This is a genomic window from Kitasatospora sp. NPDC085464, from assembly GCF_044541955.1.
Taxonomy (GTDB): domain Bacteria; phylum Actinomycetota; class Actinomycetes; order Streptomycetales; family Streptomycetaceae; genus Kitasatospora.
The window spans coordinates 77,313-100,375 of sequence record NZ_JBITTM010000018.1; the positions used below are offsets into that span (position 1 = coordinate 77,313).

The window sequence follows — 23,063 nt, forward strand, 5'->3', positions numbered from 1 at the left end:
CCGTCATGCGCCGCCGTACCCACTCGCGGGCCGTACCCACCAGCGGCGCACAGCAGTCCTCTTCACACCCCTGCACACAACCGGAGCACTCGCGCACTCTGTGTGCACAGTCTGACTGGTCCGTGCTCGGGAGCAGTCAGCGCCCCCGTCCGTACGGACTGTACGGACAACCGTACAGACAACGAGTGCCCGGATCATCGTTCCAGATGATCGGGTCCGACATGCAGAGGGCAAGGACACGATTTGAGACCATGTCTCCCGTGAGCTACCCCTACGAAGCCCCCCAGTCCCAGTCGCTGTTCGATCGCGCCTCCGTGGTGACGCCCGGCGGCGTCAACTCCCCGGTGCGTGCCTTCCGCGCGGTCGGCGGCACGCCGCGCTTCATGGTGTCCGGCACCGGCCCCTACCTCACCGACGCCGACGGCCGCGAGTACGTCGACCTGGTGTGCTCGTGGGGTCCGATGATCCTCGGCCACGCGCACCCCGCGGTGATCGACGCCGTCCAGCGGGCCGTCGCCCACGGCACCTCCTTCGGCACGCCCGGCCAGGGCGAGGTCGAGCTGGCCGAGGAGATCGTCGCCCGGGTCGCCCCGGTCGAGCAGGTCCGCCTCGTCTCCTCCGGCACCGAGGCCACCATGTCCGCGATCCGGCTGGCCCGAGGCTTCACCGGCCGGGCGAAGGTCGTGAAGTTCGCCGGCTGCTACCACGGTCACGTGGACGCCCTGCTGGCCGCCGCCGGTTCCGGCGTGGCGACCTTCGGCCTGCCCGACACCCCGGGCGTCACCGGCGCCCAGGCCGGCGACACCATCGTGCTGCCGTACAACGACCTGGCCGCCGTCGAGCAGGCCTTCGCCGCCCACCCGGGCGAGATCGCCTGCGTGATCACCGAGGCCTCGCCCGGCAACATGGGCGTCGTCCCGCCGCTGCCCGGCTTCAACGCGGGCCTGGCCCGGCTCTGCCGGGACAACGGCGCGCTGTTCGTCTCCGACGAGGTGATGACCGGCTTCCGCGTCTCCAAGGCCGGCTGGTACGGCCTGGAGGCCGCCAACGAGGGCTGGGCGCCGGACCTGCTGACCTTCGGCAAGGTCATGGGCGGCGGCTTCCCGGCCGCGGCCTTCGGCGGCCGCGCCGACGTGATGGCGCACCTGGCCCCGGCCGGCCCGGTCTACCAGGCGGGCACCCTGTCCGGGAACCCGATCGCCACCGCGGCCGGCCTGGCCCAGCTGCGCGGCTGCACCGACGAGGTGTACGCGCGGGTGGACGCCGTGGCCGCCGAGGTCTCCGGCCTGGTCTCCGAGGCGCTCGCCAAGGAGGGCGTGGCGCACCGGATGCAGACCGCCGGGAACATGTTCTCGGTCTTCTTCACCGAGGCCGCCGTCACGAACTACGACGAGGCGAAGACCCAGGAGGCGTACCGTTTCACCGCCTTCTTCCACGCGATGCTGGCCGAGGGCGTCTACCTGCCGCCGTCCGCCTTCGAGTCCTGGTTCGTCTCGGCGTCCCACGACGAGCGGGCGATCGAGCGGATCGCCGCCGCGCTGCCGGCCGCGGCCCGCGCAGCCGCGGCCGCCACGGCCTAGTCCCTTACGAGCCCAGGAGCAGTCGAGAAGTGAGCACCAAAGAGATCACCGTCGTCCACGTGATGCGGCACGGCGAGGTGCACAACCCGGAGGGCGTCCTGTACGGACGCCTGCCGGGCTACCACCTGTCCGAGCTGGGCCGGCAGATGGCCGACCGGGTGGCCGAGGACCTGGCGGGCCGGGACATCACCCACGTGGTGGCCTCGCCGCTGGAGCGGGCACAGGAGACCGCCGAGCCGATCGCCAAGGCGCACGGCCTCGACGTCGCGGCGGACGCGCGGCTGATCGAGGCGGAGAACGTCTTCGAGGGCAAGACCTTCGGCGTCGGCGACGGCTCGCTGCGCAACCCGGGCTACTGGAAGTACCTCACCAACCCGTTCAAGCCCTCCTGGGGCGAGCCGTACCTCGACCAGGTCGTGCGGATGATGGGCGCGATCGGCGCCGCCCGGGACGCCGCGCGCGGGCACGAGGCGGTCTGCGTCAGCCACCAGCTGCCGATCTGGATCGTCCGTTCCTTCGTCGAGCGCCGCCGGCTCTGGCACGACCCGCGCAACCGGCAGTGCTCGCTGGCCTCGCTGACCAGCTTCACCTTCGAGGGCGACCGGATCGTCTCGGTCGGCTACCGCGAGCCGGCCCGCGACCTGCTGCCCGCGCACCTGGTGGGCAAGGGCCGCAAGGGCGACAAGCCGGTGGGCAAGAGCTTCGGCGCCTAGCCTCCGGCACGGGCGGGCGGGCGGCGCCGCCCGGCGGCCTGCGACCGGCGTCACCCCCGGCGTGCGACCCGCGTCACCCCCGGGGGCGACCGGCGTCACACGGGGGCGTGCGAGCGGCGTCACACGCCCGCGCGCACGGCGGGTAAGTGGTGCGTAAGTATGACTTCGGGTCACCCGGCGTACGCCGGGTGACCCGATTTCGTCGCAGGTCAGAGGGGGTACGACGCGCAAGGCAGGACCCCCCCGAACCTGCCCGGAACTCCATGCGAAACTTTTCACATGTCTGCCATGACGCGCCCCCGTCCCCGTGTCGCCGCAGCCGCCGTCGCCACCGCCGCGGCCGCTGCGCTCGCCCTCGCCGGCTGTTCCTCCGCGGGCTCGTCCGGTAGCGGCGACGGCCAGGTCGGCTTCGTCACGGTCAAGGGCACCAACCTGTCCAAGGTGGACGCGGGCAAGCGCGGGGACGCGCCGGACATCTCCGGGGACACCCTGGACGGCGGCCAAGCCAAGCTCTCCGACTACCGCGGCAAGGTCGTCGTGCTGAACGTCTGGGGCTCCTGGTGCGGGCCGTGCCGGGCGGAGGCGAAGAGCCTGCAGGCCGTCGCGGACAAGTACAAGGACCAGGACGTCCAGTTCCTCGGCATCAACACCCGGGACACCGAGAAGGGCAACGCCGTCCGCTTCGAGCAGGAGCAGGGCGTCACCTACCCGAGCATCTTCGACCCGGCCGGCACCCAGCTGCTGAGGTTCCCCAAGGGCAGCCTCAACTCGCAGTCCATCCCGACCACCCTGATCGTCGACCGCGACGGCAAGCTGGCCGCCCGCGCCATCGGCGGCACGACCCAGGACGCGCTGGAGTCGATCCTCCAGCCGGTGGTCGCGGAGCAGAAGCAGTGAGCCTGCCCCAGCAACTCGCCGACAACACCGGAACGCTCCAGAGCGGGGCGCTGCTGGTGGCCGCGCCGATCGCGCTGGCGGCCGGGCTGGTGTCGTTCTTCTCCCCGTGCGTGCTGCCGCTCGTCCCGGGCTACCTCTCGTACGTGACCGGCTTCTCCGCGGCCGACCTCGCGGACGCGCGCGGCGTGCGGCGCGGCCGGATGGCGCTCGGCGCGACGCTCTTCATCCTCGGCTTCACCGCGGTGTTCGTCTCCGGTGGTGCGCTGTTCGGCCAGTTCGGTGACACCCTGCAGGAGCACAAGCGCGTCATCTCGATGGTGCTCGGCGCGGTGACCGTCGTGATGGGGCTCGCCTTCATGGGCCTCGTCCCCGGCCTGAGCATGCGCGAGGTGCGCTCGCACCGCCGCCCGGCGGTCGGCCTGCTGGGCGCACCGCTGCTGGGCGTGGTCTTCGGCGTCGGCTGGACGCCCTGCCTCGGCCCGACCATCGCGACCGTCCAGAACCTGGCCCTGAACCAGGCCGACGCGGCGCGCGGCGCCATGCTGATGACCTTCTACTGCCTGGGCCTCGGCGTACCGTTCATCGTGGCCGCGGTGGCCTTCCGCCGGGCGCTGGGCGCCTTCGGGTGGGTCAAGCGGCACTACCCGCTCGTGATGCGGATCGGCGGCGGCATGCTCGTCGCGGTCGGTCTGCTGCTCGTCACCGGGATCTGGGATTCCTGGATGAGCGAACTGCAGTCCTGGACCGCCGACTCCTCGATCGGAATCTGACCGTGAGCAACACCACGACCGAGACCGAGCAGCCGCCGGCGCCGGACGACGCCGCCGCCGAGCGGCTCAGCACCGCCCCGGTCGAGTCCGACGGACCGACCGGCATGGGCGCGTTCGGCTGGGCGCGCTGGATGTGGCGTCAGCTGACCTCGATGCGGGTCGCCCTGATCCTGCTCTTCCTGCTGTCGCTGGCCGCCATCCCGGGCTCGCTGATCCCCCAGTACCAGAACGGCCAGGGGCAGCTGAAGGTCGAGGCGTGGAAGGCGCAGCACGGCACCGTCGCGCCGATCTACGAGAAGCTCCAGCTGTTCGACGTCTACAGCTCGGTCTGGTTCTCCGCGATCTACATCCTGCTGTTCGTCTCGCTGGCCGGCTGCATCGTCCCGCGCACCTGGCAGTTCGTCGGCGTGCTGCGCTCCCAGCCGCCGGCCGCGCCGCGCAACCTGACCCGGATGCCGGTGCACGCGGTGTGGCGCACCGAGGCGGACGCCGCCGCGGTGAACGCCGCCGCGCACCGGCTGCTGCGCAAGCGCGGCTTCCGCGCCAACCTGTCCGGCGGCGCGGTGGCCGCCGAGAAGGGCTACCTGCGCGAGGTCGGCAACCTGCTCTTCCACCTGTCCCTGTTCGCGCTGCTCGGCGGCTTCGCCTGGGCCAGCCTGGCGTCGGGTACGGGCGGCAAGCTGATGGTCGAGGGCGAGGGCTACTCGAACACCATCACCCAGCTCGACGACTTCAACGGCACCCGGTTCTACGGCAACCAGGACCTCGACCCGTTCTACCTGAAGCTGGACGGCTTCACGTCGAAGTTCCAGACCAAGGGCGACCAGATCGGCGCCGCCCGGCAGTTCACCGCGAACGTCGAGTACTACTCCGGCAGCGACTCGTCGAAGCTCAGGAAGTCCACGATCGAGGTCAACCACCCGCTGGAGATCGGCGGCAGCAAGGTCTTCCTGATCGGCCACGGCTACGCCCCGGTGATCACCGTCCGCAACGCGCAGGGCGACGTCGTCTACCAGGGGGCCGTCCCGTTCCTGCCGCAGGACGCCAACCTGACGTCCACCGGCGTCGTGAAGGTGTCCGACTACGGCACGGGCCCCGACGGCACCAAGACCCAGATGGGCTTCTCCGGCTTCTTCCTGCCGACCGCCCCGCTGAGCTTCGAGGGCACCGGCCCGGTCTCGCTGTTCCCCGGCGACGCCGCCCCCGAGCTGGTGCTGAACGCCTTCGCGGGCGACCTCGGCACCGACTCCGGCCTGCCGCAGAACGTCTACCAGCTCAACACCCGCAAGCTCACCCAGCTCACCCAGGACGGCCAGCCGGCCAAGGCCCGGCTCAAGCCCGGCCAGGGCTGGACCCTCCCCGACGGCTACGGCTCCGTCACCTTCGAGGGCTACAAGCAGTGGGCCAGCTTCAACGTCTCGCACCGCCCCGGCAACGCGATCGCGCTGACCGGCGCCGTGCTGGCGATCCTCGGCCTGATCGGCTCGCTGTTCATCCAGCGCCGCCGGATCTGGGTGCGGGCGGTCGCCCTGCCGGGCGGCGGTACCCAGGTGGAGCTGGCCGGGCTGGCCCGCAGCGAGTCGGCGAAGATCGCCGAGGAGCTGGCCGAACTCGCGGTGGACCTCCAGGACGACGCCCCGGCCACCGAGGCGGAGGACGGAGCCGCCTCCCCCGCCGGGGAGCCCGCCGTGCCCGACGACCCCGCCGTGCCCGACGACCCCGAGGCCGAGGCCTCGGACCCCGCAGTCCCTGCCGACCAGAACTCCAAGGAGTAGACGGTGCATCTCGCCTCGGCGGTCGACCCACAGCTGGCCGACCTTTCCAACAAGCTGATCTATTCGGCGATGGTGGTCTACACGCTCGCCATGTTCGCCCACATGATCGAGTGGACGTTCGGCAGCAAGGGCGCCGTCGCCGTCCGCTCCAAGGAACAGGCGGGCACCCTGGGCGAGACCGTCGCCGCGGCCGACGGGAAGAAGGCCGCGAAGACGGTCACCGTCACCGTCGCGGGGGCCGGCGGCGGTACCACCACGCTCACCCGCACCGCGATCGCGGGCGAGGGCGCGACGGTGGTCACCAGCGGCCGCGGCGCCGAGGAGGAGGACGGTCCCGGCGCGGCCGGCACCAACGAGAAGGCCGACATGGCCGGCCGGATCGCCGTCTCGCTGACCGTCCTCGGGCTGCTGCTGCACGGCGGCGGCATCGTCGCCCGCGGCCTGTCGGTGTCCCGCTGGCCGTGGGGCAACATGTACGAGTTCTCCTGCGCCTTCGCCTTCGCGATGACGGCCGCCTACCTGGTGCTGCTGGCGGCGAAGAAGAACGTCCGCTGGCTCGGCCTGCCGGTCGTCCTCGCGGGGCTGCTGACCCTCGGCATCGCCACCACGGTGCTGTATACCGACTCGGAGCAGCTCGTCCCGGCGCTGCACTCGCCGTGGCTGGCGATCCACGTGTCCACCGCGATCTTCTGCGGCGGCGCCTTCTACGCGGCGTTCATCGCCACGCTGCTGTACCTCGGCAAGGACTCCTTCGACAAGCGGACGGCGGCCGGCCTGACCACCGGACCGCTGGGCACCTCGGCGTCGATCTGGCGCCGGCTGCCCGCCGCGTCGACCTTCGACAAGCTGTCCTACCGGATCAACGCCCTGGTCTTCCCGCTGTGGACCTTCACCATCATCGCGGGCGCGATCTGGGCCGAGGCGGCCTGGGGCAAGTACTGGGAGTGGGACCCGAAGGAGACCTGGTCGTTCATCACCTGGGTCGCCTACGCCTGCTACCTGCACGCCCGTGCGACGGCCGGCTGGAAGGGCCGCAAGGCGGCCTACCTGGCGCTGGCGGCCTTCGCCTGCTGGCTCTTCAACTACTACGGCGTGAACATCTTCGTCACCGGCAAGCACTCCTACGCGGGGATCTGACCGGGGCGCAGTCACCCGACGGCCCGGCTTTCCGCAGGAGGTGGCCGGGCCGAGGTGCGACAGGGGTAGTTCGTGCCGGCCGCGTCCGCGCCGGTACGGGGAGGAACTGAGGAGGAAATCGCGCAATGGAGTGCGACGAGGTCATGCTGACCGTCCGAATCACCGCCGGCGAGCAGCTGCTGCTCCGCCGGCTCGCCCAGGGACACCGGAGCGACGTGTCCGAGGTGGTGGCGGACGCCCTGCTGGACATCATCCCCACGCTCAGCGCGCCGGGGGACGCCTACCGGCTGCTGGGCGCGCTCGCGATGCCGGCGCCGTGCGCCCTGACGGTCTGGCTGCCGACCGCGCTGGCCGACCTGCTGGTGCCCGGCGCGGCCCGGATCGCGCAGATCACCGACGTCCGGATCGAGTCGGCCAGCGCCGCCCTGGGCGCGGCACTGCGGCTCTGGCTGGCGCAGGACCCGGTCAGACTGGCGACCAACCTCAGCGTGATGCACGCCGGGCGGCCGTCCTCGGCGCTGGTGGCCGCCTGACGCCCCGGCGCTGCCGGCGGCCCGGCGGCCCGGGCGGCGGGGCCGGTCAGCTGGCCAGCGGCAGCCGGGTGCTGCCGAGGCCCGGCGCGGTGGGGCGGCCGTCGAGGGCGTCCCGCCGGGCCGGCACCGTCGGCCGCTCCGCGGGCCCGTCCAACGGTCCGTCCTGCGGCTCGGTGAGCAGCCGGCACTCGGCCGCCGTCCGCCCGTCCTGGACCAGCTGCACCCGTACGGGCAGCCGGCGGCCGTCCGCGGCCGGTTCCGGGACGGCCCGGACGAAGCAGGGCCGGTCCAGCTCGATGTAGTGGTCGAAGGAGGTCACCAGCTCGACCGGCACCACCGGCTCGGGGTGGCGCAGCCGCTGGGCGGCCTGCCGGGCCGCCTCCAGGACCAGCATCCCGGGCACGTGGTCCAGCTCGTGGTCGAACAGCACCGGGTGCGCGGCGTCGGCGCGCAGCAGCCAGGTGTCCGGCCGCAGGGTGGGGCTGAGCACCACGTCGGCGGGCTGCGCACGGCCGACGAGTTCGGGCGCCGTGGGGGCCGGCGGCCGCGGCGCGACGGCGTGTAGTCCCGGACCGCGCAGCCGGGCGTACGAGCCGGGGGACAGCACGCGCAGCTGGCCCGAGCCCCGGCCGATCGGCCGGCCGTCCCGGGTGATCTCGGCGTGCACCCGCAGCGAGGCGAGCTGTCCGTGCCGCATCCGGACGTCCTCGCAGCCGACGGCGAGCATGAGGGAGGCCGGGCCCGCGCCGACGGCCAGACCGGGCAGGCCGGACTCGCCGAGGGCGTAGGAGAGGTCCTCCATCACGAAGTGGTGGCCGCGCGGCACCCCGAACCCGGCGTGGCCGATCAGCAGCCCGGCCTGCCGGACGGTCTCGGCCATCAGCACGGGGTCGTGGTAGCGGTCCCCGGGCAGCCGGTAGAAGCCGTGCAGCCGGGGCCACTGGGCGCCGAGCAGGAAGTCGTACGGGCCGGTGGCCTGCCAGCCGGTGAGGAGGACCTCGGAGACCGAGGAGCGGTGCACCAGGTGCCGGGAGACGGTCCGGTCGTGGAAGTCGTAGCCGGCCCCGGGGCCGGTACCGGGGCCGTGCCCGGGGTGCGCGTAAGCGCCGTGGGGGTCCGGCTCTACGATCGATGGCATGACTGGCCCCCGCTCCCAGGGTGTCGGTCGGGCGGCCGCCATGGACGCCCGAGCAAAACATACATACCACCCGGTTTGTGTTCGGCGACTGGGGTGCCCCGGCCGCGCAGCCCGGCCCGTTCACGCTACCCGCCCCGTGGGCTGGGGCAATGCCCTACGGATGACCGCAGACCTTGGGCGGGGGGCCGTCCCCGCTGGACGGCGGGGGCGACGCAGGCGCTAGATTAGATACCAACCATGCGGTTTCGGTCGCAGCCGTCCGCATGCGAGCGCCGCTCCCGGCAGGGGGCGCGCCGACAGCAGCCGGGCCGGGGGAGGGAACGCGCCCGGTCGAGTCCGGAGGGGGCCAGTGGTCAAGCAGGAACGGGCTGGGCGGACCCGGCAGGCCGTGCTGCTCGCCGCGGCGGAGACCTTCGCGCGGGTGGGCTTCGAGGCCGCCAGCCTGGTCGACATCAGCCGCCGGGCCGGGGTGAGCAAGGGCGCGCTCTACTTCCACTTCGTGTCCAAGCAGGCCCTCGCGGACGGCGTGCGCGGCGCCGCCGGGCGGGAGATCGGCTCGGCCGCGCTGCGGGCCCTGCGCGCCGACGGCCCGGCGCTCCAGGGGCTGATCGACTTCTCGCACGAGCTGGCCCGGATGCTGCGTGAGGACGTGGTGGTGCGGGCCGGCGTCCGGCTCGGCCGCCAGGTCCCGCGCCGGGACGAGAACCGGGACGGCCCGCCGGGCCCGCCCGGCCCGGACGCCACCTGGCGCAGTCTCACCGCGGTCGTCCACCGTCTGCTGGACCGCGCCGCCGAGGCCGGCGAACTGTGCCCCGGGGTGGACCGCCGGGCCGCCGCCGAACTGCTCACCGCGGCGGCGGCCGGCCAGGTGCTGCTGGCGGGAGAGGAGACCGACCGGCCCCGGGTGGAGGCCGTGCGGCGGGTCTGGACGGCCGCGCTGCCCGCCCTGGTGGCGGCCGAGAACCGGGCCGGCTACCGGGTCTGATCCGCGCCGCTCGCCGGCCGGGCGCGGCCGTGCCCGGCCGTCAGGCGGGCTCGTCCGTCAGGTGCGCCGGTCGTCAGGCGCGCCGGTCCGTCAGGCGCGCTCGGCCACGCTCAGCCGGGCGAGCGCGTGCGGCTGGACCAGGCCGGGCAGCAGCAGCGTCCACAGGTCGGCCATCCGCTGGATCAGGTCCTCCCGGCCGGACAGCACCTGGGAGCTCAGCTGGATCCCGGTGACGGCCCCGGTGATCACCCCGGAGGCCGCGGCCAGGTCGATCCCCGGGTGGAGGTCGCCGGCGTCCCGGGCCTGCTCCAGCAGCTCCCGGACCAGGTCCATCCACCCCTGGTAGGCCGCGATCTGCGGCTGGGTGAAGCTGCCGTGCTCGATCGTCAGCCGGATGCTGCCGCGCACCAGCGGGTCGTCCCGGAGCGCGCGGGCGAAGGCGTACCCGAGGTCGATCAGGTTCTGCACCGAGCTGTCCGAGGACGGCTCCCAGCCGGCGATCCAGGCGCCCTGCCCCTCGATGACGGCGAGGGCCAGCTCCTCCTTGGAGCGGAAGTGGAAGTACAGCGCGCCCTTGGTGACGCCGGCGCGGTCCAGGATCTCGGACATCGTGGCGGCGGCGTAACCCCGCTCGTCGAACACCTCGGCAGCCGCGAGGAGTACCGCCTGGCGGGTCGCCAGCGCGCGGGCCTGCCTGGCCATCGCAGCCTCCCTGGAAAGTTCTGGTACCTCGGCAGCGACCGATCCCATGGGGCCGACGGGGCGGCGGAGGCACACCGACCGGTAGGCATCCTACCGAGCCGTCCGGCGGTCGGTCCGGCCCGCGCGGAACGGACGGGCGCGAAGCGGGCGTGCGCCGCCCGGGAACGGCCGACGGCCGGTCACCCGGACGGGGCGACCGGCCGTCGGCGGAAGCCGCGGACCGTCAGGCGGCCTGCTGCCAGCTGACCGGCGAGTAGTAGGCCGGGCGGCGCTCCAGGCGCTGCCAGTTGGCGATCGGCTCGATCGGCGCGTTGCCGGCGGCCTGCTGCGCGGCTGCGGCGCGGGCCATCAGAACGGCGGTCAGGGCGGCGAGTTCCTCGTCGGTGAGGCTGCCGCGGACGATGCGGACGAGGGGTTCGGCGGAAGCGGTCATGTCCTGGTTTCTCCCCCGGTGGATTGTGGTGTGGGTCGGCTCTCGGTACGGCCTGCTGCGGTGGACCGCGCTGCTACATCGGCGGGTTGCCGTGCTTGCGGCTCGGCAGGTCGGCGTGCTTCGTGCGGAGCATGGCCAGGGCGGAGGCGATCACCTGGCGGGTTTCGGCCGGGTCGATGACGTCGTCCACGAGGCCGCGCTCGGCCGCGTAGTACGGGTGCATCAGCTCGCTCTTGTATTCCTTGATCTTCTGGGCGCGCATGGCGTCCGGGTCCTCGGCGGCGTTGATCTCGCGCCGGAAGATGACGTTGGCAGCGCCCTCGGCGCCCATGACGGCGATCTCGTTGGTCGGCCAGGCGTAGGAGAGGTCGGCGCCGATGGAGCGGGAGTCCATCACGATGTAGGCGCCGCCGTAGGCCTTGCGCAGGATCAGCGAGATGCGCGGCACGGTGGCGTTGCAGTACGCGTACAGCAGCTTGGCGCCGTGGCGGATGATGCCGCCGTGCTCCTGGTCGACGCCGGGCAGGAAGCCGGGCACGTCGAGCAGGGTGACCAGCGGGATGTTGAAGGCGTCGCACATCTGCACGAAGCGGGCGGCCTTCTCGCTGGCGTTGATGTCCAGCACGCCGGCCAGCGACTGCGGCTGGTTGGCGATGATGCCGGTGACGTGGCCGTCGACCCGGGCCAGCACGCACAGCACGTTGGTGGCCCAGCGCTCGTGGACCTCCAGGTACTCGCCGTGGTCGACGATCTCCTCGATGACCTTGCGCATGTCGTACGGGCGGTTGCCGTCGGCGGGCACCAGGTCCAGCAGGCTGTCGTTGCGCCGCTCGACCGGGTCCTCGCTCACCACGGACGGCGGCATCTCGCGGTTGTTCTGCGGGAGCAGCGACAGGAGGTAGCGGACCTCCTCGATGCAGGACTGCTCGTCGTCGTAGATGAAGTGGGCCACGCCGGAGACGCCGGCGTGGACGTCCGCGCCGCCGAGGCCGTTCTGGGTGATCTTCTCGCCGGTCACCGCCTGGACCACGTCCGGGCCGGTGATGAACATCTGCGAGGTCTCGCGGACCATGAAGACGAAGTCGGTCAGCGCGGGGGAGTACGCGGCGCCGCCGGCGCACGGGCCGAGCATCACCGAGATCTGCGGGATGACGCCGGAGGCCTTGGTGTTGCGCTGGAAGATGCCGCCGTAGCCGGCCAGCGCGGTGACGCCCTCCTGGATGCGGGCACCGGCGCCGTCGTTCAGCGAGACCAGCGGCGCACCGGCCGCGATGGCCATGTCCATGATCTTGTGGATCTTCTGCGCGTGGGCCTCGCCCAGTGCGCCGCCGAAGATCCGGAAGTCGTGCGCGTAGGTGAAGACGGTGCGGCCGTGCACGGTGCCCCAGCCGACGACGACGCCGTCGGTGTGCGGCTTCTTGGCCTCCAGGCCGAAGCCCTGGGCGCGGTGCCGGCGCAGCGGCTCGACCTCGTGGAAGGAGCCCTCGTCCAGCAGCAGCTCGATGCGCTCGCGGGCGGTCAGCTTGCCCTTGGCGTGCTGGGCTTCGGTGGCCTTGTCGCTCGGGCCGCGGCGGACCTTCTCGCGCAGCTCGTGCAGCTCGGCGACCCGCCCGCGGGCGTCGGCCGGGACCTCGTGGACCTCGCCGTCGACCGGCGCCTCATGCACAACCGTCATCTCGAACCACTCCAAGGGTGAGGGAACTGTCCGACAGCCAACGTCTGCTGTGCCCCCGGCCGCGAATCACTTTCTTCACTTATGACTGTACGAGGGGCCGTGCGCTGGTTTCGGCGTCGATTCCGTACAAGGTCGGGTTCGTTTAGCTGTGAGGCCTGCACAGAAGCGGTCGGGTCGGAGCCGGTGCGCTCGGTGTTCGTTCGAATACCGGGGGTTGTCGGACAGATGATGGTCCGATGATCTGAGCGTGAAGGAAAGCGCAGGTCAGGGCCGTCCCTCAGTAATGTAGGCCGGTCGTCTTGGGTGCTGCTCAAGGTCCGCTCAAGCCGGGGGTCCGGCGGGCGGATGTCAGGGTGGGGCGGCGTCCAGTCGTAGGGAAGCGCCAAAAAGGCGACAGCCCACCCGAGGTCGCCCGGGTGGGCTGTTGGAGGTACCCCGCGCCGCCCCCGTGATCAGCTCCTGCGGCCGTCCCCCGGCTCGTCCCGGTCGCGCAGCTCCTGCTCGCGGCGGCGCAGATCGGCCTCCCACTGCTTGAGCATGTCCTCGTGGTCCTTGTCGTTCCTCTTCAACGAGGCGAGGAACTCGGGGTCGTCGTCCGGCGCGAGCGGCCGCCCGCCGCGCCCGGGGGCGCGCCCCGGGCCGTCGGCCGCCGGGTGCCCCGGGTGGCCGTCGGGGGTCGCGGCCCGCAGGAAGCCGCGCTGCTTGCCGGCGATCAGCCAGGCGATCGGCCCGAGCGGCGGGAACAGCAGCACGATCAGCACCCAGACCACCTTCGGCAGGTGCTTCACCTCGTCCTCGGGCGTGGTCAGGCAGTCGACGAACGCCCAGACCCAGAACGCGAGCGGAAGGACGATGGTCAGCAGGATCCGCAACATGGCTGCGATCTTCCCCCAGCGGGCGGCGTGGCGGGCGCCTTGCCGGGGCCCTTGACGCAAGCCAGGCTATCGGGTGGCGGATACTGACAGGCATGGCATACGACGATCTCCGCTCGTTTCTCCGGGCCCTCGACCGCGAGGGCGACCTCAAGCGCATCAAGGCGGAGGTGGACCCCCACCTGGAGATCGGCGAGATCGTCGACCGTGTGCAGAAGGCCAAGGGCCCCGCGCTGCTCTTCGAGAACGTCAAGGGCTCGTCGATGCCGCTCGCGATGAACGTCTTCGGCACCGAGCGGCGCCTGGCCAAGGCGCTCGGCCTCAAGGGCCCGGACGACATCTCGGAGAAGATCGCCGGCCTGCTCAAGCCGGAGCTGCCGCAGGGCTTCACCGGGTTCCGGGACGCCTTCGGCAAGCTCGCCTCCATGGCGCACGTCCCGCCGCGGCACGTGAAGCCCGGCGACGCCCCCGTCCAGGAGGTCGTGCTCACCGGCGACGACGTCGACCTGGACGCGCTGCCCGCCCTCTTCACCTGGCCGCTCGACGGCGGCTCCTTCTTCAACCTGGGCCTCACCCACACCAAGGACCCGGACACCGGCGTCCGCAACCTGGGCCTCTACCGGCTCCAGCGGCACGACCGCCGCACCATCGGCATGCACTGGCAGATCCACAAGGACAGCCGCAACCACTACGCGGTGGCGGCGAAGCGGGGCGAGCGGCTGCCGGTCGCGATCGCCTTCGGCTGCCCGCCCGCCGTCACCTACGCGGCCACCGCGCCGCTGCCGGGCGACATCGACGAGTACCTCTTCGCCGGCTTCGTCGCCGGGGAGCGGGTGCGGATGGTCGACTGCAAGACCGTCCCGCTGCAGGTCCCGGCCGACGCCGAGGTGGTCCTGGAGGGCTGGCTGGAGCCCGGCGAGATGCTGCCCGAGGGGCCGTTCGGCGACCACACCGGCTTCTACACCCCGCAGGAGCCGTTCCCGGCGCTGAAGATCGACTGCGTGACGATGCGCCGCCGTCCGATCCTGCAGTCCATCGTGGTCGGCCGCCCGCCGACGGAGGACGGCCCGCTGGGCAAGTTCACCGAGCGGTTCTTCCTGCCGCTGCTGAAGATCATCATCCCGGACATCGTCGACTACGACCTGCCCGAGGCCGGCGGCTTCCACAACTGCGTGATCGTCTCGATCGACAAGAAGTACCCCAAGCACGCCCAGAAGACGATGCACGCGATCTGGGGCGCGCACATGATGTCGCTGACCAAGCTGATCATCGTGGTGGACGCCGACTGCGACGTGCACGACTACCAGGAAGTCGCCTGGCGGGCCTTCGGCAACGTCGACTACAGCCGGGACCTCACCGTGGTCGAGGGCCCGGTCGACCACCTCGACCACGCCTCGTACCAGCAGTTCTGGGGCGGCAAGGCGGGCATCGACGCGACCCGCAAGCTGCCCGAGGAGGGCTACACGCGTGACGGCGGCTGGCCGGAGATGGTGTCCTCGGACCCGGCCACCGCCGCACTGGTGTCCCGCCGCTGGAAGGAGTACGGACTGTGAGCACGGCGGCCGTCGAAACCCCGGGGCGCACGAAGGCGTTCCTGCGCCTGGTGATGATCGAGCACTCGGTCTTCGCCCTGCCCTTCGCGTACATCGCCGCGCTGACCGCGATGTTCCTCGCCGACAAGCGGGTGCACTGGGGCCAGCTGTTCGTCGTGACGGTGTGCATGGTCGGCCTGCGGACCTTCGCGATGGCGGCGAACCGGATCATCGACCGCGAGATCGACGCCCGCAACCCGCGCACGGCCGGGCGTGAACTCGTCACCGGCGCCGTGTCGTTGAGGACCGCGTACATCGGCTCGGCGGTCGCGCTGGTGGTCTTCCTCGGCGCGGCGGCGATGCTCAACCCGCTCTGCCTGGCGCTCGCGCCGGTCGCCGTGGTGCCGATGGTGGTCTACCCATACGGCAAGCGCTTCACGGACTTCCCGCAGGCGATCCTCGGCCTGGCCCAGGCCATGGGCCCGGTCGGCGCCTGGCTCGCGGTCACGGGCAGCTGGTCCTGGGAGGCCGTGGTCCTGGGTGTCGCCGTCGGCATCTGGATCGGCGGCTTCGACCTCATCTACGCCTGCCAGGACGTCGAGTCCGACCGCCACGGCAAGGTGCGGTCGGTGCCGGCCCGGTTCGGCATCCCCGCGGCCATCCGGGGCGCGCGCGTCTGCCACGTCCTGACCACGCTGCTGCTGGGCTGGTTCGCGGTCCTGACGCACGCCGGGGCGGCCTTCTGGGTCGGCCTGGCGGTCGTCGCGGGGGCCTTCGTCTACGAGCACACCATCGTGAAGCCGAACGACCTGTCGAAGCTGAACCGGGCGTTCTTCCAGACCAACGGGTTCGTGGGCATCTCGCTGTTCTGCTTCGCCCTGCTGGACCTGATCATCCGCGGCCTCGGGATCTGATCCCGACGGGCCCGGCCCCCGGGCCGCGGGCGGCGCCGCCTCAGCGGAACAGCGCGGCGTGGTCGGCGGCCCAGGTGCGGAAGCTGCGGGCCGGGTGGCCGGTGAGGTCCTGGACGGTGGTGGTGGCCGGCTCGGGGTCGGCGATGCGGGCGTGGATGAAGTCCAGCGTGCTGTCGATCGCCGACCCGGGCCGGCCGGTGGCCGTCATGCGGTGGCGGGCGGCCTCGCGCGGGATCTCCTCCCAGGCCACCGGCCGGCCGGCCGCCTCCCCGATGATGCCCACCTGCTCGGCCTGGGTCGGCGACTCCGGGCCGGTCAGCACGTACCGGGCGCCGGCGTGGCCGTCCTCGACCAGGGCCCGGACGGCGACCGCCGCGATGTCCCGCTCGTCCACCGGGTTCAGCTCGGCCGCACCGCCGTAGCCCCGCACGGCGTCGCCGGCGCGGATCTCCTCCGCCCACTGCAGCGCGGCTGCGAACCCGTAAGCCCGCAGCACGGTGTACCGCACCCCGCTCCGGGCGAGCAGCGCCTCGATCTCGCCCTCCGGCTGCTCGGGGACGTCCCGGACGGCCGCCGAGGAGAGGAAGACCACCCGCCCGACCTCCCGGGCCAGCACACCCACCGCGTCCGTCGCCGCCTCCGCCGTCGGGTGCGGCCACCCCAGCAGCACCGCGTCGACGCCCTGCGCCGCCGCCTCCAGGGACGCCGGGTCGAGCAGGTCCCGCTGCGTCAGCGTCCGCGCCCGTGCCCCGGCGGCCGCGAGCTGCAGCCCGACGTGCCGCCCGACCGTCCCGGAGACGCCGACCACCAGCACGGCCGACGCATCGTCAACTCGCTTTTCTGTCATGCCTAGAACGTAGGTGACGAAGATGAGACGCCCAATGCGCACGGGTCTCGGGTCCATGCGCCATCGTCTACCCGGCGCGCACCGACTCTCGTACGCCCCTCCGGTGCGTCGAGCGCCGGCAGTTCGTCGGTGTCCGGCCGCCTGCCGGGGGAGTACCGCGCCACCGCCCGGGCCCCGGCCGTCAGGACGTGAGGGCGTGGAGGCCGGTGAGGAGCAGGGTGAGGCCCACGAGGGCGAGGAGGGCGCCGAGGGCGCGTTGGGCGGTCGGGGCGGTCGGGGGAGGGGCTGCCCGGCGCAGGTGCGGGGGGAGGCCGGCGCGCTCGGCGAGCTGGCGGCGGTGGAGGCGGGTCACGATCCCCCGGAAGTCGGCGGCCCAGAGGGAGCCGAGAGCCGTGGTGAGGAGGCCGAGCAGGACGAGGACGGCGGTGCTCACAGGACGCGCCGCAGCCAGCCGTGGGTGTCCTCGGCCCGGCCGTACTGGAGGTCGAGCATCCGCTCGCGCAGGGCCGTGGTGAGCCGGCCGGGTGTGCCGTCGCCGACGGTCAGGGCGTAGCCCTCGCCCTTGATGCCGAGGACCGGGGTGAGGACGGCGGCGGTGCCCGCCGCGAAGACCTCCGTGATGGTGCCGTCGGCGAGGCCGGCCCGGAACTCCTTGAAGGTGACGGGGCGTTCGACCGGAGCCAGGCCGAAGTCGGGGGCGAGCGTGAGCGCGGTGTCGCGGGTGACGCCCTCCAGGATGGTGCCGAGTGCCGGGGTGACCAGCTCGCCGGCGGCGGTGACCAGGAAGAGGTTCATCGCCCCGGACTCCTCGATGCAGCCCTCCTCGTCCGTGCTGTCGAGGTAGAGGACCTGGTCGCAGCCGTGCTGCAGGGCTTCCGCCTGCGCGGCCAGGCTCGCCCCGTAGTTGCCGCCGCACTTCGTGGCGCCCGTGCCGCCCCTGCCCGCCCGGGTGTAGGTCGTGCTGACCCACAGGGCCACGCCGCCGGTGCCCGCGGAGAAGTACGGCCGGGTGGGGCAGGCGATCACGGAGTAGGCGACCCGCTCGGCCGGACGGACACCGAGGAAGGTCTCGGCGGCGAACATGAACGGCCGCAGGTACAGGCTCTCCTCGCCCGCGGTCACCGGTACCCAGGGCTCGTCCGCGCGGACCAGGGCCTCGACGCTCGCGAGGAAGTCCTCCTCCGGGAGCGGGGGCAGGCCCATCCGCGCCGCGGAGCGGGCGAAGCGGCGCGCGTTGCGCTCGGGGCGGAACAGCCAGACGCTGCCGTCGGCGTGCCGGTAGGCCTTGAGCCCCTCGAAGACCTCCTGGGCGTAGTGCAGCGCGGCCGTGCCGGGGTGCAGGGAGAACGGCGTCAGCGGGCCCACGGAGCGGTCGTGCCAGCCGGCTTCCGGTGTCCAGAGGGCCTGGGCCATGTGGTCGGTGAAGTGCCGGCCGAACTCCGGTGCGGCCAGGATCGCCGCGCGTTCCGCCTCCGGCACCGGACTCGTGGTGCGGACCAGGGGGAAGGCCGGGCTCATCGTCAACTCCTGCGGAGGGGTGCGGATCGGGCGGTGCTGGGCGGGGTGCTGCGGTGGCGGGACGGTGCGGGCGGGGCGGCGGCGGTGGTCAGAGGGCGGCGAGGAGCAGGGCCGGGCGCTCCACGCAGTCCGCGACGTAGCGCAGGAAGCCGCCGGCCACCGCCCCGTCGCAGACCCGGTGGTCGAAGGTGAGGGACAGCTGGGTGACCTTGCGGACGGCGAGCTCGCCGTCCGCGACCCAGGGCTTGTCGACGACGCGTCCCACGCCGAGGATCGCGGCCTCGGGGTGGTTGAGGAGCGGCGTGGAGCCGTCGACACCGAAGACGCCGTAGTTGTTGAGCGTGAAGGTGCCGCCGGTCAGCTCCCCCGGCGGCAGGCTGCCGGAGCGCGCCAGAGCGGTCAACCGGACGAGTTCGGCCGCCAGTTCGGCGGTCGTCCGCAGGTGCGCGTCCCGCACCACGGGCACGACGAGACCGCGGTCGGTCTGCGCGGCGAAGCCAAGGTTCACGTGGGGGAAGCGGACGATCTCCTCCCGCGCCGCATCCACGGTCGAGTTCAGCTCGGGGAACCGGCGGAGCGCGGCGACGCAGATCCGCGCCAGCAGCGCGAGCAGCCCGATCGGCCGGTCCGGGGCGGCGTCCCGGAGGGTGTCCCGGGCCTGGAGCAGGCCGGTGGCATCCACGTCGACCCAGGTGGTGGCGGTCGGGACCGCACTGCTGCGGGTCAGCTTCTCGGCCGCGGCCCGACGCAGGCCGCTCAGCGGGATGCGCTCCCGCGGAGCGGAATCCACCGCGGGCCGTAGAGCCCGTTCGACGTCACGGCGCAGGATGACGCCGTGCGGCCCGCTGGGCGTGAGCCGGGCGAGGTCGACGCCGTGCTCGCGCGCGAGCGCGCGGACCAGCGGGGAGATCACCAGCGGGGCGGCGGACCGCTCCGGCGCCCCGGTCCGGCCGGTGGCGCCGCGGCCGCGGCGGCGGCCGGGCGGGACCGGCCGCGTCCCGTAGCCGACCAGGACGTTGCCGCTCGGTGCCGGCGCCTCCTCGCCGTGGGCCTCCCGCGCGGGAGGCAGCTCGGAGGAGGGGCGCAGTTCGGAGGAGGGAGACAGCCCGGAGGTGGGGGGCGCGGCCGCAGCGACGGAGACCAGCGGCGCCCCGACCGCGACCACCGCCCCCACCTCGGCGTGCAGTTCCAGCACCGTCCCGGCGTACGGCACGGGCACCTCGACGGCCGCCTTCACCGTCTCGACCTCCACGACCACCTGGTCCACCTCGACGGTGTCCCCGGCGGCGACCCGCCAGCCGACGACCTCCGCCTCGGTGAGGCCCTCGCCCAGGTCGGGCAGCAGGAAGACCCGGGGCCCGGCCGAGGCGGTCACGAGGACACCCGCGCGAGGTGCCGGGTGTCCGGCTCGTCGTCGTACTGCAGGCGGTGGACGGCGTCCAGCACCCGGTCCACCCCGGGCAGGTGGGCGTGCTCCAACTTCGGCGGCGGGTAGGGGATGTCGAACCCGGCCACGCGCAGGACGGGTGCGGCCAGCGAGTGGAAGCAGCGCTCCTGCACCCGCGCGGCGATCTCGGCGCCGACGCCCGCGAACCCCTGCGCCTCCTGCACGACCACGCAGCGGCCGGTCCGCCGCACCGACGCCGTCACCGTGTCGTCGTCGAAGGGCACGAGCGTGCGCAGGTCCACGACCTCCAGCTCGATGCCGTCCAGCGCCGCCTCGGCCGCCGCGGCGAGCGCGACCGGGACGGCGGGGCCGTAGGCGATCAGCGTGGCGTCGCGTCCGACGCGGCGGACCGCCGCCCGGCCGAAGGGCGGTGCCCCGCGCCGTTCCAGGTCGACGTCCTGCTTGGACCAGTACTGCTTCTTGGGCTCCAGGAACACGACCGGGTCGGGATCCCGCACGGCGTCCCGCAGCAGCCAGTGGGCGTCCTCGACGGTCGCCGGGGTGACGACCTTCAGCCCCGGGGTGTGCGCGTAGTACGCCTCGCTGGAGTCGCTGTGGTGCTCGACGGCGCCGATCCCGCCGCCGTACGGGATGCGCAGGACCATCGGCAGGGAGACCCGCCCCCGGGTGCGGTTGCGCATCTTCGCCACGTGCGAGGCGATCTGCTCGAACGCCGGGTAGGCGAAGGCGTCGAACTGGAGCTCCACCACCGGCCGGAACCCGCCCATCGCCAGCCCGACGGCCAGCCCGACCAGGCCCGACTCGGCGAGCGGCGTGTCGAAGCAGCGGTGCTCGCCGAACTCGGCGGTCAGCCCGTCGGTGATCCGGAAGACGCCGCCGAGCCGGCCGACGTCCTCGCCGAACACCAGCACCCGCTCGTCCTCGCGCAGCGCGTCCCGCAGCGCCGCGTTGAGCGCCTGGGCCATCGTGGCCGTTCCCATGTCAGTTCTCCGTGTCGGCCGACTCGGCGGCCAGCTGGTCGCGTTGCTCGCGCAGTTGGGGGGTGGGCTGGGCGTAGACGTGCTCGAAGAGTTCGAGCGGGTCCGGCTGCTCCTCGACGTCGATCCGTGCTCGCAGGTCCGCCGCCAGGGCGTCGCCCGCCTCCCGCGCGGAGTCGACGTCCTGCTCGCCGAGCAGCCCGGCGCCGCGCAGGTAGGTCTCCAGGCGGTCCAGCGGGTCCGCGGCGTCCCAGCGGCGGACCTCCTCCTCGTCCCGGTAGCGGCCGGGGTCGTCGGCGTTGGTGTGGCCGTCCACGCGGTAGGTGTGGGCCTCCACCAGGAACGGGCCCTGACCGGAACGGGCGTGCTCGACGGCCGCGTCCAGCACCGACAGCACCGCCACCAGGTCGTTGCCGTCGACCTGTTCGGAGCGCACCCCGTAGCCGACCCCCTTGTACGCGAGGGCCGGTGCGGCGGTCTGCCGCGAGAGCGGCACGGAGATCGCGTACTGGTTGTTCTGGATCAGGAAGACCACCGGGGAACGGAACACCGCGGCGAAGTTCAGCGCCTCGTGGAAGTCGCCCTCGCTCGTCCCGCCGTCCCCGACGAAGGCCATCACCACGCCGTCCTCGCCCTTGCGGCGCACGGCGTCGGCCATGCCGACGGCGTGCAGCAGCTGCGTGGCCAGCGGCGTGCACTGGGGCGCGACCCGGACCGCCGTCGGGTCGTAGCCGCAGTGCCAGTCGCCGCGCAGCAGGGTCAGCGCCTCCACCGGGTCCACACCCCGCGCGACCAGGGCCACGGTGTCGCGGTAGGTGGGGAACAGCCAGTCCCCGTCCCGCAGGGCGAGGACGCCGGCGATCTGGCAGGCCTCCTGCCCCCGGCTCGACGGGTAGACGGCGAGCCGGCCCTGCCTGGTCAGTGCGGTCGCCTGCTGGTCGAAGCGCCGCCCCACCACCATCCGCCGGTACGCCTCGCGGAGCCGCTCGGCCGGGGGCGCCTGGTACCCCGAGGGGGTCGTGGCCGCGGTGCCGGTCTCGGTGACCAGCCGGACCGGGGTGGCGGACGGCAGCAGCGCCGTCGCCGCCGGTCGGAGGCCCTGCTCGGACGCTGTGGCCGTGGCGGACATGGGGAGGGGCTCGCTTTCTCTGCGGGGTCTCTGCGGGTTCGCTTCGGGTTCTCTGCGGTGGCGGGCGGCCGGTGCCGGGCGGCCGGTGGCGGAGGAGGGACGGCGGTCCGTCAGGCCTGCGCGGCGGAGTCCCCGTCCGGCTTCGCGGACGCCCGCCGGTTGACCCAGGTGCGCTCCAGCTTCGCCACCACGTCCGCGCTGTGCATCCGAACGGACTGCTCCAGTGCGTACCGGCTCAGGTACGTCCGGAACAGGTCGTCGGACTCCTCGGCCAGGTGCATCATCCGGCGGTTGGCGGGCACGGCCGGGTCGGCCAGCCGGTCGGCCGCCGAGGCCACGGCCGCGTCGACCTCGTCGGGCTTGACGACCTCGTCGCAGAGCGCCAGCGCCTGGGGGCTGTCCGCCGGGACCTGCTCGCCGTGGAAGATCAGGCGCTGCGCCATCCGCCGCCCGACCACCCGGCCCAGCCGCAGGTTGGCGGCGCCGGGGATGATGCCCTCGTTGAGCGCGGGCAGCGAGAAGTAGGCGTCGGATCCCGCGACGACCCGGTCGAGGACGAGCGCGACCTGGGTCGCACCGCCGATCGCGAAGGTCTCGACGGCGCCGATCCAGGGCTTGCCGCCGGGCAGGTCGAGCAGGTCGTCCCCCGGGCTGCGCAGTCCGTGGATCAGCTTGCGGATGTACCCCAGCTCGCGCCGGAGCATGAAGTCCACGAAGGAGATCTTCCCCTCGTAGAGGTGGGTCAGGTTGATGCCGGCCCCGAACGCCCGCCGGCCCCGGTACCGGGGGTGGGAGAGCTCGCTGCCGCGCAGCACGCCCACCGCGACCTCGTCGTCGAGCAGGGCCAGGTCGATGGCGGTCTCCAGGGCCTCCACCACCGCGTCGTCCTCGGCGTTGAGGACGTGCTGGTTGCAGATGGTCACCTCGGCCACGAAGCCGTCGCGGCGGACGGTGGCCTGGCCGAGGTCCAGGTGGCCGGTCCGGCGGAACTCGGGGAGCAGCTCCAGGGCCCGGGGCGTGGGGGCCAGCATCGACCGCAGCAGGTGCTCGCCGGTGTCGCGCTGGCCCAGCAGGTGGGTGAAGAAGACGCCCTGGTCGAGCTCCCCGCCGGACTTCGCGGATTGCGGGACCAGGCGGTCCGCGGCGATCTGCGCGCGGCTGGGGACCAGCCCGGGGTAGGCCTCCGCCGCCGCGAACGCGAGGTCGTCCACCCGGACCTGGCGGCGGCGGCCGGTGGTGAGTTCGTCGTAGACGCGGCCCGCGTGCAGGTCGAGGAACTGGTGCCGGGCCTGCCGGGCGGCGCGTGCGACGTGCTCCGCGCTGTCGCGCTCGGCGGGGGTGCGCTCGGCGCGCGGCGGCAGCGCCGCGGTCTGGTCCGCGAAGGCGTCGAGACAGGCGGTCAGCAGGCGGGTGTCCGCCGGGTGGTCCCCGCGGAAGCGCGGGACCCCGGTGGCACGGGACGCCGCGCCGCGGGACGGGTCGGGCTGCGCCGCCGTTGCTTGGGTCGGCACGGGTGTGTGCATGCTGG

The 23,063-nt window shown here is 73.1% G+C and carries 22 protein-coding genes; 10 read left to right on the forward strand and 12 right to left on the reverse strand.

The genetic code is table 11. The features are described 5' to 3' along the window. Window positions 1–251 precede the first annotated feature (251 nt). The 7 genes from hemL to ACIGG8_RS17865 all read left to right on the forward strand — a co-directional run bounded on the left by hemL (window position 252) and on the right by ACIGG8_RS17865 (window position 7,405). Window positions 252–1,580 (forward strand): glutamate-1-semialdehyde 2,1-aminomutase, encoded by a 1,329-nt coding sequence (gene hemL, locus ACIGG8_RS17835; RefSeq protein WP_350521596.1) that lies wholly within the window; start codon window positions 252–254, stop codon window positions 1,578–1,580. Window positions 1,581–1,642: 62 nt separating this feature from the next. Continuing rightward, complete coding sequence (locus ACIGG8_RS17840) at window positions 1,643–2,293, forward strand: histidine phosphatase family protein (RefSeq protein ID WP_396549111.1); 651 nt, start codon at window positions 1,643–1,645, stop codon at window positions 2,291–2,293. A gap of 279 nt (window positions 2,294–2,572) precedes the next feature. Further along, the gene (locus tag ACIGG8_RS17845) at window positions 2,573–3,190 is read left to right on the forward strand and encodes a TlpA family protein disulfide reductase (RefSeq protein ID WP_396549000.1); all 618 of its coding nucleotides are present in this window, start codon (window positions 2,573–2,575) and stop codon (window positions 3,188–3,190) included. Continuing rightward, on the forward strand, window positions 3,187–3,960 hold the full coding sequence (locus ACIGG8_RS17850; RefSeq protein ID WP_350521594.1) for a cytochrome c biogenesis protein CcdA: 774 nt from the start codon (window positions 3,187–3,189) through the stop codon (window positions 3,958–3,960). The genes ACIGG8_RS17845 and ACIGG8_RS17850 overlap by 4 nt, the downstream gene beginning before the upstream one ends. A gap of 2 nt (window positions 3,961–3,962) precedes the next feature. After that, window positions 3,963–5,735 (forward strand): cytochrome c biogenesis protein ResB, encoded by a 1,773-nt coding sequence (locus tag ACIGG8_RS17855; RefSeq protein WP_396549002.1) that lies wholly within the window; start codon window positions 3,963–3,965, stop codon window positions 5,733–5,735. A 3-nt stretch (window positions 5,736–5,738) separates the two neighbouring features. After that, window positions 5,739–6,872, forward strand: a complete 1,134-nt coding sequence (gene ccsB / locus ACIGG8_RS17860) for a c-type cytochrome biogenesis protein CcsB (RefSeq protein ID WP_396549004.1) — start codon at window positions 5,739–5,741, stop codon at window positions 6,870–6,872. Window positions 6,873–6,997: 125 nt separating this feature from the next. Next, on the forward strand, window positions 6,998–7,405 hold the full coding sequence (locus ACIGG8_RS17865; protein ID WP_350521591.1) for a hypothetical protein: 408 nt from the start codon (window positions 6,998–7,000) through the stop codon (window positions 7,403–7,405). Between the two features lie 46 nt (window positions 7,406–7,451). On the opposite strand, the gene ACIGG8_RS17870 is transcribed toward ACIGG8_RS17865, so the two are convergent. Continuing rightward, window positions 7,452–8,543: a ScbA/BarX family gamma-butyrolactone biosynthesis protein gene (locus ACIGG8_RS17870; protein WP_396549007.1), complete on the reverse strand. Its 1,092-nt coding sequence runs from the start codon at window positions 8,541–8,543 to the stop codon at window positions 7,452–7,454. Between the two features lie 349 nt (window positions 8,544–8,892). On the opposite strand from ACIGG8_RS17870, the gene ACIGG8_RS17875 reads away from it, so the two are divergent. Further along, window positions 8,893–9,528 carry a ScbR family autoregulator-binding transcription factor gene (locus ACIGG8_RS17875; RefSeq protein ID WP_396549009.1) on the forward strand — a complete coding sequence of 212 codons (636 nt, stop codon included), beginning with the start codon at window positions 8,893–8,895 and terminating at the stop codon, window positions 9,526–9,528. Window positions 9,529–9,618: 90 nt separating this feature from the next. Here the strand turns inward: ACIGG8_RS17875 and ACIGG8_RS17880 are convergent, their stop codons facing one another. From ACIGG8_RS17880 to ACIGG8_RS17895, 4 genes are all read right to left on the reverse strand, one after another. Then, window positions 9,619–10,230, reverse strand: a complete 612-nt coding sequence (locus ACIGG8_RS17880; protein WP_350521588.1) for a ScbR family autoregulator-binding transcription factor — start codon at window positions 10,228–10,230, stop codon at window positions 9,619–9,621. 223 nt (window positions 10,231–10,453) lie between these two features. Beyond that, a complete protein-coding gene (locus ACIGG8_RS17885) occupies window positions 10,454–10,663 on the reverse strand; it encodes an acyl-CoA carboxylase subunit epsilon (RefSeq protein ID WP_350521587.1) in 210 nt (69 codons plus the stop codon). Between the two features lie 73 nt (window positions 10,664–10,736). Then, window positions 10,737–12,338, reverse strand: coding sequence for an acyl-CoA carboxylase subunit beta (locus tag ACIGG8_RS17890; RefSeq protein ID WP_350521586.1), 1,602 nt, complete (start codon window positions 12,336–12,338; stop codon window positions 10,737–10,739). A 452-nt stretch (window positions 12,339–12,790) separates the two neighbouring features. After that, on the reverse strand, window positions 12,791–13,213 hold the full coding sequence (locus ACIGG8_RS17895) for a PLD nuclease N-terminal domain-containing protein (protein ID WP_396549013.1): 423 nt from the start codon (window positions 13,211–13,213) through the stop codon (window positions 12,791–12,793). Window positions 13,214–13,305: 92 nt separating this feature from the next. Here ACIGG8_RS17895 and ACIGG8_RS17900 point away from each other — a divergent pair, with 92 nt between their 5' ends. Both ACIGG8_RS17900 and mqnP read left to right on the forward strand, forming a co-directional pair. Further along, a complete protein-coding gene (locus ACIGG8_RS17900) occupies window positions 13,306–14,763 on the forward strand; it encodes a menaquinone biosynthesis decarboxylase (protein WP_350521584.1) in 1,458 nt (485 codons plus the stop codon). After that, a complete protein-coding gene (mqnP, locus tag ACIGG8_RS17905) occupies window positions 14,760–15,656 on the forward strand; it encodes a menaquinone biosynthesis prenyltransferase MqnP (protein WP_350521583.1) in 897 nt (298 codons plus the stop codon). Before ACIGG8_RS17900 ends, mqnP begins: the two co-directional genes overlap by 4 nt. 40 nt (window positions 15,657–15,696) lie before the next feature. Here the strand turns inward: mqnP and ACIGG8_RS17910 are convergent, their stop codons facing one another. From ACIGG8_RS17910 to ACIGG8_RS17940, 7 genes are all read right to left on the reverse strand, one after another. After that, window positions 15,697–16,503, reverse strand: a complete 807-nt coding sequence (locus ACIGG8_RS17910) for a hypothetical protein (RefSeq protein WP_396549016.1) — start codon at window positions 16,501–16,503, stop codon at window positions 15,697–15,699. 181 nt (window positions 16,504–16,684) lie between these two features. Then, window positions 16,685–16,936: a hypothetical protein gene (locus ACIGG8_RS17915; RefSeq protein ID WP_396549018.1), complete on the reverse strand. Its 252-nt coding sequence runs from the start codon at window positions 16,934–16,936 to the stop codon at window positions 16,685–16,687. Then, window positions 16,933–18,021: a branched-chain amino acid aminotransferase gene (locus ACIGG8_RS17920; RefSeq protein ID WP_396549020.1), complete on the reverse strand. Its 1,089-nt coding sequence runs from the start codon at window positions 18,019–18,021 to the stop codon at window positions 16,933–16,935. The genes ACIGG8_RS17915 and ACIGG8_RS17920 overlap by 4 nt, the downstream gene beginning before the upstream one ends. A gap of 88 nt (window positions 18,022–18,109) precedes the next feature. Continuing rightward, on the reverse strand, window positions 18,110–19,396 hold the full coding sequence (locus ACIGG8_RS17925) for a dihydrolipoamide acetyltransferase family protein (RefSeq protein ID WP_396549022.1): 1,287 nt from the start codon (window positions 19,394–19,396) through the stop codon (window positions 18,110–18,112). Beyond that, on the reverse strand, window positions 19,393–20,409 hold the full coding sequence (locus ACIGG8_RS17930) for an alpha-ketoacid dehydrogenase subunit beta (protein ID WP_396549024.1): 1,017 nt from the start codon (window positions 20,407–20,409) through the stop codon (window positions 19,393–19,395). Before ACIGG8_RS17930 ends, ACIGG8_RS17925 begins: the two co-directional genes overlap by 4 nt. Window position 20,410: 1 nt before the next feature. After that, window positions 20,411–21,535, reverse strand: a complete 1,125-nt coding sequence (gene pdhA, locus ACIGG8_RS17935; protein ID WP_396549026.1) for a pyruvate dehydrogenase (acetyl-transferring) E1 component subunit alpha — start codon at window positions 21,533–21,535, stop codon at window positions 20,411–20,413. Window positions 21,536–21,645: 110 nt separating this feature from the next. After that, the gene (locus ACIGG8_RS17940; RefSeq protein WP_396549028.1) at window positions 21,646–23,058 is read right to left on the reverse strand and encodes an enoyl-CoA hydratase/isomerase family protein; all 1,413 of its coding nucleotides are present in this window, start codon (window positions 23,056–23,058) and stop codon (window positions 21,646–21,648) included. Window positions 23,059–23,063 lie beyond the last annotated feature (5 nt).

What these genes read in the sequence shown, in the direction of transcription:
- ACIGG8_RS17865 (WP_350521591.1), top strand. Translation starts at nt 6,998, where the DNA reads ATGGAGTGCGACGAGGTCATGCTGACCGTCCGAATCACCGCCGGCGAG.
- ACIGG8_RS17910 (WP_396549016.1), bottom strand. Translation starts at nt 16,503, where the DNA reads ATGACAGAAAAGCGAGTTGACGATGCGTCGGCCGTGCTGGTGGTCGGC.
- ACIGG8_RS17940 (WP_396549028.1), bottom strand. Translation starts at nt 23,058, where the DNA reads ATGCACACACCCGTGCCGACCCAAGCAACGGCGGCGCAGCCCGACCCG.
- ACIGG8_RS17885 (WP_350521587.1), bottom strand. Translation starts at nt 10,663, where the DNA reads ATGACCGCTTCCGCCGAACCCCTCGTCCGCATCGTCCGCGGCAGCCTC.
- ACIGG8_RS17895 (WP_396549013.1), bottom strand. Translation starts at nt 13,213, where the DNA reads ATGTTGCGGATCCTGCTGACCATCGTCCTTCCGCTCGCGTTCTGGGTC.
- ACIGG8_RS17880 (WP_350521588.1), bottom strand. Translation starts at nt 10,230, where the DNA reads ATGGCCAGGCAGGCCCGCGCGCTGGCGACCCGCCAGGCGGTACTCCTC.
- ACIGG8_RS17930 (WP_396549024.1), bottom strand. Translation starts at nt 20,409, where the DNA reads ATGGGAACGGCCACGATGGCCCAGGCGCTCAACGCGGCGCTGCGGGAC.
- ACIGG8_RS17920 (WP_396549020.1), bottom strand. Translation starts at nt 18,021, where the DNA reads ATGAGCCCGGCCTTCCCCCTGGTCCGCACCACGAGTCCGGTGCCGGAG.
- ACIGG8_RS17840 (WP_396549111.1), top strand. Translation starts at nt 1,643, where the DNA reads ATGCGGCACGGCGAGGTGCACAACCCGGAGGGCGTCCTGTACGGACGC.
- ACIGG8_RS17900 (WP_350521584.1), top strand. Translation starts at nt 13,306, where the DNA reads ATGGCATACGACGATCTCCGCTCGTTTCTCCGGGCCCTCGACCGCGAG.
- ACIGG8_RS17870 (WP_396549007.1), bottom strand. Translation starts at nt 8,543, where the DNA reads ATGCCATCGATCGTAGAGCCGGACCCCCACGGCGCTTACGCGCACCCC.
- pdhA (WP_396549026.1), bottom strand. Translation starts at nt 21,535, where the DNA reads ATGTCCGCCACGGCCACAGCGTCCGAGCAGGGCCTCCGACCGGCGGCG.
- ACIGG8_RS17890 (WP_350521586.1), bottom strand. Translation starts at nt 12,338, where the DNA reads ATGACGGTTGTGCATGAGGCGCCGGTCGACGGCGAGGTCCACGAGGTC.
- ACIGG8_RS17845 (WP_396549000.1), top strand. Translation starts at nt 2,573, where the DNA reads ATGTCTGCCATGACGCGCCCCCGTCCCCGTGTCGCCGCAGCCGCCGTC.
- hemL (WP_350521596.1), top strand. Translation starts at nt 252, where the DNA reads ATGTCTCCCGTGAGCTACCCCTACGAAGCCCCCCAGTCCCAGTCGCTG.